This window comes from Pseudomonas sp. ASL3, from assembly GCF_056680425.1.
On sequence record NZ_CM155281.1, the window covers coordinates 3564866 to 3577876 of the forward strand.

The 13011-nt window shown below is 58.4% G+C and carries 12 protein-coding genes; 4 read left to right on the forward strand and 8 right to left on the reverse strand.

The genetic code is table 11. From position 1 onward, the window contains the following. The first annotated feature begins 129 nt into the window (after nucleotides 1-129). The gene (locus AC1MEE_RS16450; protein WP_480410667.1) at nucleotides 130-906 is read left to right on the forward strand and encodes an SDR family NAD(P)-dependent oxidoreductase; all 777 of its coding nucleotides are present in this window, start codon (nucleotides 130-132) and stop codon (nucleotides 904-906) included. 73 nt (nucleotides 907-979) lie between these two features. On the opposite strand, the gene AC1MEE_RS16455 is transcribed toward AC1MEE_RS16450, so the two are convergent. The 5 genes from AC1MEE_RS16455 to AC1MEE_RS16475 are packed head-to-tail and all read right to left on the reverse strand — an operon-like array spanning nucleotide 980 to nucleotide 6047. Then, nucleotides 980-1753 carry an ABC transporter ATP-binding protein gene (locus AC1MEE_RS16455; protein WP_480410668.1) on the reverse strand — a complete coding sequence of 258 codons (774 nt, stop codon included), beginning with the start codon at nucleotides 1751-1753 and terminating at the stop codon, nucleotides 980-982. Further along, a complete protein-coding gene (locus AC1MEE_RS16460) occupies nucleotides 1750-2598 on the reverse strand; it encodes an ABC transporter ATP-binding protein (protein WP_480410669.1) in 849 nt (282 codons plus the stop codon). Before AC1MEE_RS16460 ends, AC1MEE_RS16455 begins: the two co-directional genes overlap by 4 nt. Continuing rightward, entirely contained in the window at nucleotides 2588-3442 is an 855-nt protein-coding gene (locus AC1MEE_RS16465; RefSeq protein WP_480410670.1) for an ABC transporter permease, read from the reverse strand. Before AC1MEE_RS16465 ends, AC1MEE_RS16460 begins: the two co-directional genes overlap by 11 nt. After that, nucleotides 3439-4449, reverse strand: coding sequence for an ABC transporter permease (locus tag AC1MEE_RS16470; RefSeq protein ID WP_480416247.1), 1011 nt, complete (start codon nucleotides 4447-4449; stop codon nucleotides 3439-3441). The genes AC1MEE_RS16465 and AC1MEE_RS16470 overlap by 4 nt, the downstream gene beginning before the upstream one ends. A 20-nt stretch (nucleotides 4450-4469) precedes the next feature. Further along, the gene (locus tag AC1MEE_RS16475; RefSeq protein ID WP_480416248.1) at nucleotides 4470-6047 is read right to left on the reverse strand and encodes an ABC transporter substrate-binding protein; all 1578 of its coding nucleotides are present in this window, start codon (nucleotides 6045-6047) and stop codon (nucleotides 4470-4472) included. Nucleotides 6048-6361: 314 nt separating this feature from the next. Between AC1MEE_RS16475 and AC1MEE_RS16480 the strand changes: the two genes are divergently transcribed. The 3 genes from AC1MEE_RS16480 (at nucleotide 6362) to AC1MEE_RS16490 (ending at nucleotide 9458) form a co-directional block, all read left to right on the forward strand. Then, on the forward strand, nucleotides 6362-7183 hold the full coding sequence (locus AC1MEE_RS16480; RefSeq protein WP_480410671.1) for a transporter substrate-binding domain-containing protein: 822 nt from the start codon (nucleotides 6362-6364) through the stop codon (nucleotides 7181-7183). Continuing rightward, nucleotides 7180-8019 carry an amino acid ABC transporter permease gene (locus AC1MEE_RS16485; RefSeq protein ID WP_480410672.1) on the forward strand — a complete coding sequence of 280 codons (840 nt, stop codon included), beginning with the start codon at nucleotides 7180-7182 and terminating at the stop codon, nucleotides 8017-8019. The genes AC1MEE_RS16480 and AC1MEE_RS16485 overlap by 4 nt, the downstream gene beginning before the upstream one ends. Before the next feature lie 65 nt (nucleotides 8020-8084). Next, nucleotides 8085-9458 (forward strand): LLM class flavin-dependent oxidoreductase, encoded by a 1374-nt coding sequence (locus AC1MEE_RS16490; protein ID WP_480410673.1) that lies wholly within the window; start codon nucleotides 8085-8087, stop codon nucleotides 9456-9458. On the opposite strand, the gene AC1MEE_RS16495 is transcribed toward AC1MEE_RS16490, so the two are convergent. Genes AC1MEE_RS16495 through AC1MEE_RS16505 form a run of 3 tightly spaced genes read right to left on the reverse strand, consistent with a single transcriptional unit; the run spans nucleotide 9445 to nucleotide 12989 of the window. Beyond that, on the reverse strand, nucleotides 9445-10620 hold the full coding sequence (locus tag AC1MEE_RS16495) for an MFS transporter (protein ID WP_480410674.1): 1176 nt from the start codon (nucleotides 10618-10620) through the stop codon (nucleotides 9445-9447). The two genes, AC1MEE_RS16490 and AC1MEE_RS16495, sit on opposite strands and share 14 nt — an antisense overlap. Nucleotides 10621-10650: 30 nt before the next feature. Continuing rightward, complete coding sequence (locus AC1MEE_RS16500; RefSeq protein ID WP_480410675.1) at nucleotides 10651-11889, reverse strand: ATP-grasp domain-containing protein; 1239 nt, start codon at nucleotides 11887-11889, stop codon at nucleotides 10651-10653. Between the two features lie 2 nt (nucleotides 11890-11891). Continuing rightward, nucleotides 11892-12989: an aminotransferase class I/II-fold pyridoxal phosphate-dependent enzyme gene (locus AC1MEE_RS16505; RefSeq protein WP_480410676.1), complete on the reverse strand. Its 1098-nt coding sequence runs from the start codon at nucleotides 12987-12989 to the stop codon at nucleotides 11892-11894. Between the last annotated feature and the right edge of the window lie 22 nt (nucleotides 12990-13011).

Consider the following 13011-nt stretch of genomic DNA (forward strand, 5'->3'; position numbering starts at 1 on the left):
GTCCGGCGCATTTATAGCACCAAAAGCTTCTTTTTTTGAAGTCGCCTTGACCAAGAGCACGATAGGCTTCATATTTTGAAGTTACAAACACAATGCCGATTGAGTCACCCCGATTGAGAGGAATGCATCATGAACCTGAAAGACAAAACCGCACTGATCACCGGCGGCAACAGTGGCATAGGCCTGGCTACCGCGCGCGTGTTATTGGCCCATGGTGCACGCGTTGCGATCACTGGCCGGGACCAGGTCAAACTGGATGCAGCAGTCGCCGAGTTGGGCGACGATGTGCTGGCGATCAAGGCTGATTTGAATGAAGTGGCCGACATCGAGGCGATGGTCAAGCAATTGAGTGACGCGTTCGGCAGCCTGGATATCGTGTTCGCCAATGCCGGCGTATCAGGTCCGACACCGTTGGGCGGTACCACCCTGCAAGCGTTCGAACTGATTCTGCGCACCAACCTGACCTCGGTGTTCTTCACCGTGCAAGGGGTACTGCCGCTGCTCAAAGACGGCAGCTCCATCGTGCTCAATGGTTCGGTCATGCGTGAGTTGGGTTCGCCGGGGTCGTCCGCGTATTCGGCCACCAAAGCCGGTATCACCGGGATGGCGAAGGTCATGGCTTCGGAGCTGGCACCGCGTAACATTCGGGTGAACACCGTGATCCCTGGCGCAACCCGCACACCGATCTGGACCCGCGGCGCCCGCGAAGGCGCGACCATCGATGCCGCCGAAGCCGTGTTCGCCCCGCGTGCGCCGCTGGGCCGGATCGCCGAGGCCGAAGAACTGGCCAATGCGGTGTTGTTCTTTGCGTCGGACTTGTCTTCAGGCATTACCGCGGCGGAAATCGTCGTGGATGGCGGCACGACCGGGGCACCCTTTGGGGCGCCGATTTTCCGTAAGGGCTGAGATCGCTGCACGGCGCAGGGTCAATGACTGCCCTCGATCGGTGGGAGCGAACGACGGAGAAAAGGCCTGAAATTCAGGCCTTTTGTCTATCAGCCGTCCCCCTCACCGCCCGCCATACTTGCCCGAAAGCCTCAGCCGAGGCACCCGCCCGTTCAATCAACGCGGCGCGATCAAGGCGTTGCTCAATACATCCCCGCTTGATCAGCAAGGCCCTGTCGCAGAGGTGCGCGACGGTGTTGATGTCGTGACTGACCAGGATCATGGTCATGCCGGTATCTCGGCGCAGCGCCTGGAGAAGGTTGAGGATTTCCGCCTGGACAGTCATGTCCAGCGCCGAGGTGGGTTCGTCGAGCAACAGCAACCTGGGTTGCAATTGCAACGCGCGGACGATGGCGACACGCTGGCGCTGGCCACCGGACAATTGATGCGGGTAACGCTCCAGGACCTCGCCGGGCAGTCCCACTTGCTCCAATGACGCCACCAGACTGGCCTCATCGAAAGGCAGGCGATTGATCTGCCGAGGCTCGCGCAGGCTACGACGGATTCGGTGCAAAGGGTGCAACGAGGCGTAAGGATCCTGGAAGACCATCTGTACATCCCGCCGCAAGCTGCCAGTGAAAGCGTGTTGCGCCTTAAGTGACCGGCCGAGCAACTGTATCCCGCCCTGCCAATCGCGGTGCAGTCCTGCGAGTACCCGCAACAAAGTCGACTTGCCGGAACCGGAGCCGCCAATCAAGCCAAAGCATTCGCCGGCCTCGATATGCAGGTCTTCCACCTGCAGCGCGGTGAAATGACTCAAACCGTGCTTGAAGTTCACCGTCAAGGTGCTGATGTCCACCAGGCTCATGGCCGCTCCTCAAGCACGCTTCGGTTCAGGGTCGGCAACGCGTGGCCATAACTCAGCGCCGAGGGCCGGCAACTCCACAAGGTGCGCGTGTAGGGATGGCTGGCAGCAGCCAGTTCGGCTGCGCGACATTGATCGATAATCTGCCCGCGGTACATCACCAGCACCCGGTCGCAGTACTTCGCCACCAAGGGCAAGTCATGGCTGATCAGCAACAGACCCATGCCCCGCTGTTCCACCAGCCCCATGATCAGTTCGAGCATCTGCTCCCGCAGTTCGCTGTCCAGCGCCGAGGTGGGTTCGTCGGCGATTAACAAGCGAGGGTCGTTGATCAGCATCGCCGCCAGCATCACGCGTTGGCCCATGCCGCCGGACAGTTCGTGGGGGTAGCGGTCAAAGAGTGCCGTCGGGTCAGGCAAACCCACCGCTTCGAGCATGTCCAACACCTTCTCGCGGCGCTCGCGACGCCCCAGCCGTGTGTGCAATACCAGCACCTCCTCGACCTGGGTGCCGACCTTGAGCACCGGATTGAGGGAATATTTAGGATCTTGCAGCACCAGCGACAGCCGCGTACCGCGCAGGGCCTGCCACTGCCTGGCGCTCAGCCCGAGCAGCTCGTTGCCCCCCAGGCGCAGATGCTCGGCTGTGACCTGACCAGGGTGCGGAATAAGACCGAGCAACGCTCGCGCGGTCAGTGACTTGCCTGAGCCGGACTCACCGACCAAGGCAACCTTTTCGGTACCGACACGGAAGTCGATACCCTTGACCACCTCGATCGGTTCAGCGTCTCGCCCCGGAAACCGCACCCGCAGGCCGCGTACATCAAGCAGGGAATCATCAAGCGCCATGGCGGGGATCCAGAACATCGCGCAGGCCGTCGCCCAGCAGATTGAAGGACAGGCTCGCCAGCAGAATAGCGATACCCGGTGCAGCGGCGACCCACCATTGATCGAAGATGACACGGCTGCCATCGGCGACCATCGAGCCCCATTCGGCCGTTGGCGGCTGCACGCCAAGCCCGAGGAAACCGAGCCCGGCAGCGGCCAGAATGATGCCGCCCAGATTCAACGCCACCCGCACAATCACTGACGGCAGGCACAGCGGCAACACATGGCCGAGTAGCAGCCGCGCGCCGCGTATACCTTGCAGATGAGCGGCGGCGAGGTAGTCGCTGTCACGCAGCACACTGGTCTCGGCCCGCGCCTGACGGGCATACGCCGGCCACGCGGTGAGGGAAAGCGCCAGCGCGCCGTTGAGCAGACCGGGGCCGAGGATGGCGACGAACGCCAGCGCCAACACCAATTGCGGGAACGCCATGACCACATCGGTCAAACGCATCAGGATCCGCTCGGGCCAACCGCCATAGAAGCCAGCGGTGACACCGACCAACACACCGATGGGCAAGGTCAGCAGCAATACCAGCAACACCAACAGCAAGGTCGGGCGCGCCCCAAAGAGCAGCCGTGTGAACAGGTCTCGGCCAAAACCGTCGGTGCCCAGCCAATGACTGGCCGACGGTGGCAACAGGCGCTGAGGAATGTTTTGTAGATTCGGATTGAAACCGCTCAACCAGGGTGCGAACACCGCCACCAGCACCAACAGCGCGATCAATGATACGCCCAGGGTCAATGCCGGCGAGCGACGCCACAGTCGTCGCGCGGACACACTGTCGAAGGTCACAGAAAGGCTCATAACAACTCCCGGGTACGCGGGTCGATGATGCCGGCGAGCACATCGGCGACACCATTGATCACCACGAAACAAAGTCCGATCAGCAAGGTGCTACCGAGGATCGCCGGGACATCGCCGGCAAATAAAGCGGTGGTCAGATAACGGCCGATGCCCGGCCAGGCGAAGACGGTTTCGGTGAGAATCGAACCTTCCAGCAAGCTGGCATAAGCCAGGGCAACCACAACCACTAGCGTGCCCGCGACGTTCGGCAAGACGTGCCGCAAAAGCACACGACCGCGCCCGGCACCTTTGGCCAGCGCGGTGACCACATACTCTTTGCCCATCTCGCCGAGCAAGGCGGAACGGGTGAGTCGGCAGATCCCGGCCATGGCATAAAACGCCAGCACCAGCACCGGCAACACCAAGTGCGCGAAGGCATTGGCCAAAGCACCCACCTCGCCGGAGCGCCAGGTGTCCCACAGCATCCAGCCGCTGGGCAGCTCGATGCTGTATAGCAACGAATCGTCCAGGCGCCCCGGCCCACCCGCCCACTGCAATTTCGCGTAGAACAGCAACAACATCAGCAGGCCGAGCCAGAACACCGGCACCGAATAACCGATCAGCGAGAACAACCGTACCAAGGCATCCACCCAGCCACCCGGTCGCCAAGCGGCGAGCAGGCCCAAGGACAAGCCGAGACCGGCCCCCAGCAAAATCGCCAGGGTGGCGAGTTCCAGAGTGGCCGGCAACGCACGCTGCAGATCTTCAAGCACCGGCTGGCTGGAGGTATTGGAAATGCCCAAATCACCTTGTGCCAAGCCGTTAAGGTAGCGGCCGAAACGCACCGGCCAAGGCTGGTCGAGCCCCAGTTCGGTGCGTACCTGAGCCAGCGACGACTCGCTGGCACGATCCCCGGCAATCCGTAACGCCGGATCGACCGGCGACAGCGTGGTCAACATAAAGGTAAAGAACAGCAGGCCGATCAGCGTGACCAACAAGGTCAACAATCCCGTGCCCGCTACCTGCACCCGGCGTGAGGCGCCTACCCTCACTTAGCCTTGCTCACCAGATCGAAATACGGCAGCGAAACGGCGATGTTCTGCAGCACGCCCTGAACCCCATCGCGCACGGCGACCTGATTCTGCCCTTGCAAGGCCACGACGAACGGCGAGCTCTTTTGCACCGCCTGCTGCAACTGGCCATACAAGATGCTGCGTTTCTGCGGATCACGTTCAGCCGCTGCGGCGCGGGTCTCTTCGCTCAGCTGCGGGATGTCCCACTGGGTACGCCAGGCCAGGGTTTTCGGCCCATTAGGGACGTTGTAAGTGAAGGTGCTGGCATTGGAGTTAGGGTCCAGGTAATCGGTGCCCCAATAGGTAAAGATCAGTTGATAGTCACGGCTGCGCATTTTCGCCCACAGTTCGCTTTCCACCAGCGGACGTACCGCGATGTCGATGCCGGCTTTGGCGAAACTGGCTTGCAGTGCCTGGGCGATATCGGTGTAAGGCGGTTGGTTGAACACACTCAGCTCGACCTTCGTTCCTTCGGCAATACCGGCTTTTTTCAGGATGGCCTTGGCTTTGTCCACATCCAGCTTGAACGGTGTATTGCTCAGTGAGCCGGCCAGTCCCGTGGGCAGGAACGCCTGGTGAACGCTGTACTGGCCCTTGAGCAGATCTTTGGAAATGCTCTGATAATCCACCAGCCAGCGTGCGGCCTCCCAGAACGCCGGGTTCTTCAAGGCGGGCACCTGCGTGTTGCCACTGTTGATACCCAGGTAGTAGATCATCGACGAAGGGAAACGCTGGACCTTCAGACCCTTTTGCTGCTCCAGGGCACTGAACTGATCGGCACCCAAATCAAACGCGAGGTCCGCGTCACCCTGCACCACCAGCAACCGGCGAGTCGCCGGGTCGGTGACGTTCTTGATCACCACGGTCTTCAACTTCGGCGCTGTGGCGGCATGTGGATTGGCCTGCAGCACCACGGCCTCATGCGGTGTATAGGTGCGCAAGGCATAAGCCCCGGTGCCGGCCGAGTGATTTTTCAACCAGCCATTGCCGAGGTCGCCGCCCTGGGTGTGTTTTTCGACTTCCACGGCATCGACAATGAAACCGACGGGCGTGGCCGACAGGATACTCAAGGCGAAGACGCTACCCACCGCTGCTGGCCAGGCGATTCGGACGTGATGCTCATCCACCTTGGTCAGCAAACCATCGATATTTTCCGCCGTCCAGCCCAGCTCACCGAGGATGAATGCAGGGGTTTTGTTCAGCTTGACGACGCGGTTCAACGAATAGATCACGTCCTCTGGACGCACCGGGTCACCCGAGGCAAAAGTGGCCCCGGCGCGTAACTCGAACGTCAGGCTTTTGTCGTCGCTACCGGCCTGCCACCCCGTCGCCAATGCCGGGACCAGCCTGGACGGCTCGTGTCGATCAGGCTCAAGCAAACGCTGGTATACGTTGACCAAGGTGTTGGTCGCGGTAATTTCGAAACTCTCGGCGGGATCGAGACTGACGATATCGTCAATCGAACGCGCCACCACCAGCGTATCCGGCGGAGTCAGCGCCCATGCCGAACCGCTGATTGCCATAGCCATTGCCAAAGTCGTAAGACGCCGCATCATGAAGCCCTCAAGGTAGAGTCACCGTTCCTGGAAGCCGACGATATATTCCATTTAGGAATTAAAAAAATAATTTTTAGTCATTACCTTAGAGCTTTTTTTCCGACCGCAACTCGGAGGGAAACCTGGGAGCACGGCTGAGATTAGTCATAGGTGTTCATCGTCTGTTGCCAGGCAAACAGCTACGCGTGCAGTCCGAATCATATAGCGATTCAAGCTTTTGTTATTCATAAAAAGAATTACCAATAAGTTTTATATTGCGTTTGAATATACTCAGTCCCCTATAAAACCCTCTCTACCCACTGGTGATTCGATTGAAAAAAACTGCCCTCTTGCCGCTTGGCCTCGCCCTGCTAACCGCCTGCTCTGCCGCCCTGGCCGGGCCCACTCTGGACCGCGTCAACAAAAAGGGTGAGCTGGTGGGGGTGTTGATGGAAAACTACCCTCCGTTCTCGTTCCTCAATGCACAGAATCAACTGGATGGTTTCGACGTTGACGTCGCAAAGGCCGTCGCTGACCGTCTTGGGGTGAAGCTGCACCTGGAAACGCCGTCCTGGGATGTGATCGCCGCAGGCCATTGGAGTGGTCGCTATGACATTTGCGTCTGCTCGATGACCCCAAGTCAGGCCCGCGCGCAGGTGTTCAATTTCCCGGTTGAGTACTACGAGTCGCCGGCGGTAATCGTGGTCAACGCCAAGGACAACAGCATCACGTCTGGCAAAGATCTGTCAGGCAAAAAAGTCGGGGTGATCAGTGCCTCTACCTACGAAAGTTACCTGAACAAGGATCTGGTCATTGAAGGCGCGGAAAACAAACCCCTGAGCTACCCCTTTGATCAGGTGCAGGTCGCGCCTTACGACAACGAGACCGTGGCCTTTCAGGATCTTGCCTTGGGCAGCGGCGTGCGCCTGAATGCGATGGTGACCAACCTGATTACCGCTCGCGAACGTATTGCACAGGATCCGAGATTCAAGATTGCCGGTGAGGCGCTGTACGCTGAGCCCAACGTCGTGGCGACTGAAAAAGGCGATCCCGAGTGGGATGCCAAGGTCACTCAGGTGCTTGCCCAGCTCAAGACCGACGGGACACTGGGCAAGATTTCGCGGAAATGGATCGGCGCTGACATCAGCAAATGAGTGCTTTCCAACAACCTCCACGCCGCGCAGAAGCCGCAACGCCTGAATCACTTCGGGACCGTCTGTTCGGCTTCCGCACCCGTCTGTATCTGACCTGGGCGGTGATGCTCGGCCTGTGCGCGGCGTTCTTCATGAGCTTCGATCTGAAGTTCTCGATCGTCCAGGACAAATGGCAAAACCTGGTTGGCTTGCACCTGGGGCCCGATGGTTTTCTTCAAGGCGCGGCACTGACGTTGTTTCTGTGCTTTTGCTCGATCTGGCTGTCGCTGGCGCTGGGCTTCATCACAGCGCTGGCGCGCTTGTCCAAGAGCGCGGTCGCCTTTGGTATCGCCAGTTTCTACGCCTCGTTTTTCCGTGGCACCCCACTGTTGATCCAGATCTTGTTGATCTACCTGGGGCTGCCACAACTCGGGGTGGTGCCCGGTGCGATCAGTGCCGGCATCATCGCCCTGTCACTGAACTACGGTGCCTACCTGAGCGAGATTTTTCGCGCCGGGATCATCGGCGTCGCACCTGGCCAGCGTGAAGCGGCTGCCGCGCTGGGCCTCAGACCGGCCGCCACCTTCTGGCACATCATCCTGCCGCAAGCCATGCGCACGATCATCCCGCCGACCACCAGCCAGTTCATCTCGATGCTCAAGGACTCATCGCTGGTGTCTGTGATGGGCGTCTGGGAAGTGATGTTCCTGGCGCAATCCTACGGGCGATCGTCCTACCGTTACATCGAGATGTTGACCACGGCCGCCGTCATTTACTGGTTGCTCTCCATCGGCCTGGAACTGATCCAGGCGCGACTGGAACGGCACTATGGCAAAGCCTTCAAGAACCAACGCTAAGCGACTTTATGTCCATGGCTGACGCCTCGAAATCACGTGTCTAATCACTTCAAGCAGGAACCACGATGTCCGATCCAAAACCCCTGTTGTTCGCCCTCTATGAGCAAGCCAGCGTCGGCTGCGGCGGTGCGCCGAGCCTGTGGACTCACCCTTCTGATAAACGACTGGGAATCAACACACTGAATTATTGGTCGGACCTGGCCCGCACCGCCGATCAAGCGAACCTCGACATGCTGTTTTTCGGCGACGTTCTGGGTTTCTACGATGTCTATGGCGGCTCCGAAGCGGCGGCCCTGAAATGGGCAGTCGAAGCCCCTGCGAATGATCCGCTGATGATTATTCCGGCATTGGCGGCCATGACTGAGCGTCTGGCATTCGGCGTCACTGTGACCACGACCTACGAGCATCCGTTCACCCATGCCCGTCGCTTCAGCACCCTCGACCACCTCACCAATGGACGGGTGGGCTGGAATATCGTGACCTCGTATTTGTCCAGCGCAGCGCGCAACTTCGGGCTTGAGGAAATGATCAAGCATGATGATCGTTATGAGCGCGCCGAAGAGTTTCTCGATGTGGTCTACAAGCTGTGGGAAGGCAGCTGGGCTGACGATGCGGTGGTCGGCGACAAGGCTCGGCAACGGTATGCCCGAGGTGATCGGGTCAGGCCGATCAATCATGCCGGTCAGCACTATCGCGTTGCCGGCCCGCACCTGAGCTCACCTTCGCCGCAACGAACACCGCTGTTGATTCAGGCCGGTTGGTCAGCCCGAGGTCGGCAATTCGCGGCCAAGCACGCCGAGCTGATTTTCATCGCCAAGTCGAACCCGCATGAGATTCGCGAGGGTCTTGAGGACATTTGGGGCCAGGCCCTGGCGCGGGGTCGTCAGCGCGAGGATGTGAAGTCTCTGACCGTCTTGCGCATCGTCACCGCGCCTACCGCCATCGAAGCGCAGAAAAAATACGAAGAACTGCAAAGCAACTATCACCTGCAAGCACAGCTGGTCAGTTACGCCGGTGACACGGGGATCGATATCAGCCGTTACGCTGACAGCGAGGCGCTTTCGACCCACACCGAGGGACTGACCTCTTACGTAATGAAGCCCGATGGCAGTGGCAAGCCGTTGACCGCAGGGGACGTGAAGCAGCGATTTGCCAAGGTCACCCGAGGCAGTGACCTGATCCTGGTCGGCACCCCGGAGCAGGTCGCCGAGAAGATTGAAGAGCACGCAAAAATTTCCGGCACCAGCGGCTACATGCTTAACCCGCTGATCAGCCCCGGAACGCTCAATGATTTTGTCGAACTGATCGTTCCAGCGTTGCAGAAAAGAGGCCTCTACCGTACCGAACCGCAAAGCGGCACGTTCAGGTCACGCCTTCGCTCCGACGGTGCCGACCAGTTGCCTGAATCAGCCTATGGGGCGTCGTTCAGGGCGTTTTGAAAAGAAGCTGTCGAAGGAGATTTTTGGACTTCGCGGGTCGTCTACCAAGGGTGATTGCAGAAGCTACCAGGCCAGTCACCGCAGCTATAGCGAACACTGCCCATGCATGTCCTCGACCAACAAGAAACAAGCCGACGACCGTGGCAATGGTTTCTGCCAAAGCCCACGTGAAAGTCAGTATGGCCATTGCAAAAGCTGGATTGCCTGGGAAAATCTTAATCGACATGGACTGGTAAATTGGTCCGAATATCATTTCAGCTAGAGTCAGGAACAAGACAGCAGCGACCATTGCGCTCAGGTTGTTGGTGGCATGGAACAGGGCATACACCCCTACCGCCATGAAGACGTTTGCACCAATAATTAGTTCCTGGCGCCTGAGCCGTGTGCAGAGTTTGGTAAGGGGAAGCTGCAGTAGAACGATTAACAGGCTGCTAGAGGCGAAGAGCAGCCCGATATTCTCCGCCCCCATGGCAGTTTCGGCATAGAAGGGAAAGACGTTATAAAACTGGCTAAAGGCAAAGAACGACAGAAAGTTGATGGCAAGGAAAGACAGTCGGCTGTATGTGTCCGAAGCGGCGGTGTCAGCGGTGGTCACAACCTGTCTGGCTGCGGCTGGATGGGACGCCGGTTCGATAAGCAGGCACAGCACCATGGTGGGTAGGCAATAGAGCAGGGAAAATGACAGGTACCATTGGGGGAAGTGCGTCAGCACCAAGGCGGAGGCATAGGGGGTGATCCCCGCACTCAGGTTTAGTGCAACGTTTTCCTTGGAGAAGGCCGACACTTGGCTGGCACGGGTGTTACCGCTGGCAATAAAGGTCAATTGCGCCAGGGTAGACACTGAATTAGCGACTCCGAAAAGTGCCACACTCGCCATCCATGGAATCAGGTCATGGATCTCTAGTCGATACAGGCACTGCAGCGCCACGATCGCCGTCGCGATAAGCAACTGCATGGCGATCATCAGTTTCTTGAAGTTGATGATCGCTATCCAGTGCGTGAACAACAGTGAACCTGCCCGGTTAGTCAGCGCCAAGGTGCCTGCGATAAGGCTGATATCGGCAGCGCTGAAGTTGGCTGATGACGCCATCCATACCGCGAAGAATGAAAACAAGATGCTCCAGGCACCCCAACTGAAAAATCTTATGATGTAGATGATCATCGTGAAATCCTGAGCAGAGTGGGTTCTCGATCAGTCCAGGGAGAAGGCCGGTTCGAACGTGCCTTTGTCGGTCAGTAGCGTGATGCTATGGATATCGGACAGCACCTCGTCCTCATGACCGCTGAGCATGCCTACCCACGCATAGTCCGACTCGCCGATGCATGGCACCTCCGTCCCGTTCGCGGCGAACTGTGTATGGCGACCCCGGATAGGCCCTAACTGCAAGTGCTCGAGCCTGCCCGACACCGGGATGCCATACCAAATGCCCAAGGTCTTGTGGGGCACCAACCGTACACTGGTAAAAATTTCGATAGGGGTGAGGTTCTTAAGCAAGGGCATCAACAGGACGTGGGCCAGCAAGTCTGTGATGTTGATGTCATGGGCCAAGGCGATCTGCTCCACGATGGTTGCACCGCCTATACGGCCAACATTGGCATCCACCAGATAAACGCCGGCGGGGGTTTGAATAAATTCGCAATGGTAATAGCCATATTTGTAGCTGGAGCGGTGCACCAGTGACTCGATGCAATCCCAGCCCCTTTCTGTGACGGTTCGATCAAGGTCGTCGCCTGCCGGGTATTTATTGGCGACTTCGGTGAAGCCGATTCTCGAACGGCTCGAAACCCCAAGACGACGCACGATGCCGGCCTCGACATAGCCCTCGAAACTCAGCAGGCGGCCAGTCAGTTCCTGCTGCAACACCCATTCGGTGGCAGCAGCAAAGCCGCTCCGCTCGATATGTTCCGCGAGGCAACCTGCAAGGTCCTTGTGCCAACTCAAGTGCTTGAGGCCCAGCCCCCCGGAAGACAGCACAGGCTTGATCACGAGCCGGTCACCCAATTGACTCAATGCATCGACATCCATGGCGGCCAATTGATCGGCAGTGAAGCACAGACTCGGCGGGCTGAATTCCGGGACCAATGACAGTACGGTTTTCTTGTCGCTCAGCGAGGCCACTACCGATCCAGGGGAGAGCCAACCGAAGTGCTGGGCAACCGTTTCGATCAACGGAAACATTTCGTCGAACAGGCTGGTGATGGCGAAGATCTCCCCAAAATCCTCTGGATGCTGATGCACAAACGCGATGACAGACTGGGCGGATGAGGTATCCAACTCATGAAACTCCAGGTCTTGGAGGCAGCTCTGTATTTGTTCCGAGAATGAGTTCCTGCGTCCCAGCAACAAGGGGCTGTAGCCAAATTGCCCGAGCGCCTGGACCAAGTATTTGAGCGGAACGCTGCCAATGCCGATGATCAGTAGTTTTTTCATTATCAAGTCCGTCTTCCAGAGGCGAAGATCAAAGAAGCGATTTCTGGTTTGAATACATCTGGATGTAAGGTCACTCGCAACAGGTGACGGCCATCCAGCGGCGCGGGTTTGCTGACGCAGGCTCCAAGCGCAAGCAGATCCTTGTGCAAGTTGACGATGGCCTGCGGATCATCGAACGGTAGTGAAACGAAATTGGTCGAGGATGGGATAAACACGACGTCATTTTTCTCGGCGACCTGATAGAAGAGCCGACGCAATTTCAGGGTTTCGCGTCGCAACGTCGCAGCGTGGTCGTGGTCAGCAAGGGCTTGTTCGGCCAGCATTTGCGCGATGGACGAGACCGCGTAATGAATACGCGCCTGTTGGGCGTACGCGAGCAGCGTCTGCGGCGCCATGGCATAACCGATGCGCAAGCCCGCCAAGCCGTAGGCCTTGGAAAAGCTGCGGACTCTGACTGTGTTTGGCAAAAGACCGGGGGCACTTTCATGAACGGCATATTCCAGATAGGCCTCGTCCAGCAGCAACAGTGTTTCGTCAGGCAGGGCTCGGGCAAAATCCCGCACAGTCACCAAGTCGTGGAAACTGCCGGTAGGATTGTCCGGGTTGGCCAGATATAGGACCTTTGGTTTCAGGATTGAAGCAGCAGCCAGCAGGCCCTCAAGATCGACCTTGATGTCGGCACCCTCACCGGCGTAGGGCACGTGGGAGATATCCAGGCCCAATGACCTGGAAAAGTACTCGAAGGTTGGGTAAGTACCCGAAGCGCTCAGTACTTTGTCGCCTAGGTTGGTAAAAGTTCTGAGAACCAAGCAGATAAGGCTATCGGCCCCTGCGTCCACTAGCAGGTCTTGCAGGTCCAGACCGTGTCGTTGAGCAAGTGCGATGCGTAATGAGTGGGCCGAAGGATCCTGATATTGCCTGCATAGGGTCAGGAAGTCCTCGCCATAGGTACGAACCCATTGGGCTGGGTACAGTTCCAAGGCCTCGTTACCGCTGAGACGGCTTTGAATCGGATAGCCGAGCGTTCGCTCAAGAGCAGGCATTCCGGGAAACGGGTTTTCGAAGCGGTGGTCGATGAATTGTTTGGCGGGCGTGAGCATGGCGCTTCTCTTCAGGGGCTAC

Bases quoted from the DNA above. Each gene is read 5' to 3' on its own strand.
- AC1MEE_RS16450 (WP_480410667.1), top strand. From the start codon at position 130: ATGAACCTGAAAGACAAAACCGCACTGATCACCGGCGGCAACAGTGGC.
- AC1MEE_RS16455 (WP_480410668.1), bottom strand. From the start codon at position 1,753: ATGAGCCTGGTGGACATCAGCACCTTGACGGTGAACTTCAAGCACGGT.
- AC1MEE_RS16460 (WP_480410669.1), bottom strand. From the start codon at position 2,598: ATGGCGCTTGATGATTCCCTGCTTGATGTACGCGGCCTGCGGGTGCGG.
- AC1MEE_RS16465 (WP_480410670.1), bottom strand. From the start codon at position 3,442: ATGAGCCTTTCTGTGACCTTCGACAGTGTGTCCGCGCGACGACTGTGG.
- AC1MEE_RS16475 (WP_480416248.1), bottom strand. From the start codon at position 6,047: ATGCGGCGTCTTACGACTTTGGCAATGGCTATGGCAATCAGCGGTTCG.
- AC1MEE_RS16485 (WP_480410672.1), top strand. From the start codon at position 7,180: ATGAGTGCTTTCCAACAACCTCCACGCCGCGCAGAAGCCGCAACGCCT.
- AC1MEE_RS16490 (WP_480410673.1), top strand. From the start codon at position 8,085: ATGTCCGATCCAAAACCCCTGTTGTTCGCCCTCTATGAGCAAGCCAGC.
- AC1MEE_RS16495 (WP_480410674.1), bottom strand. From the start codon at position 10,620: ATGATCATCTACATCATAAGATTTTTCAGTTGGGGTGCCTGGAGCATC.
- AC1MEE_RS16500 (WP_480410675.1), bottom strand. From the start codon at position 11,889: ATGAAAAAACTACTGATCATCGGCATTGGCAGCGTTCCGCTCAAATAC.
- AC1MEE_RS16505 (WP_480410676.1), bottom strand. From the start codon at position 12,989: ATGCTCACGCCCGCCAAACAATTCATCGACCACCGCTTCGAAAACCCG.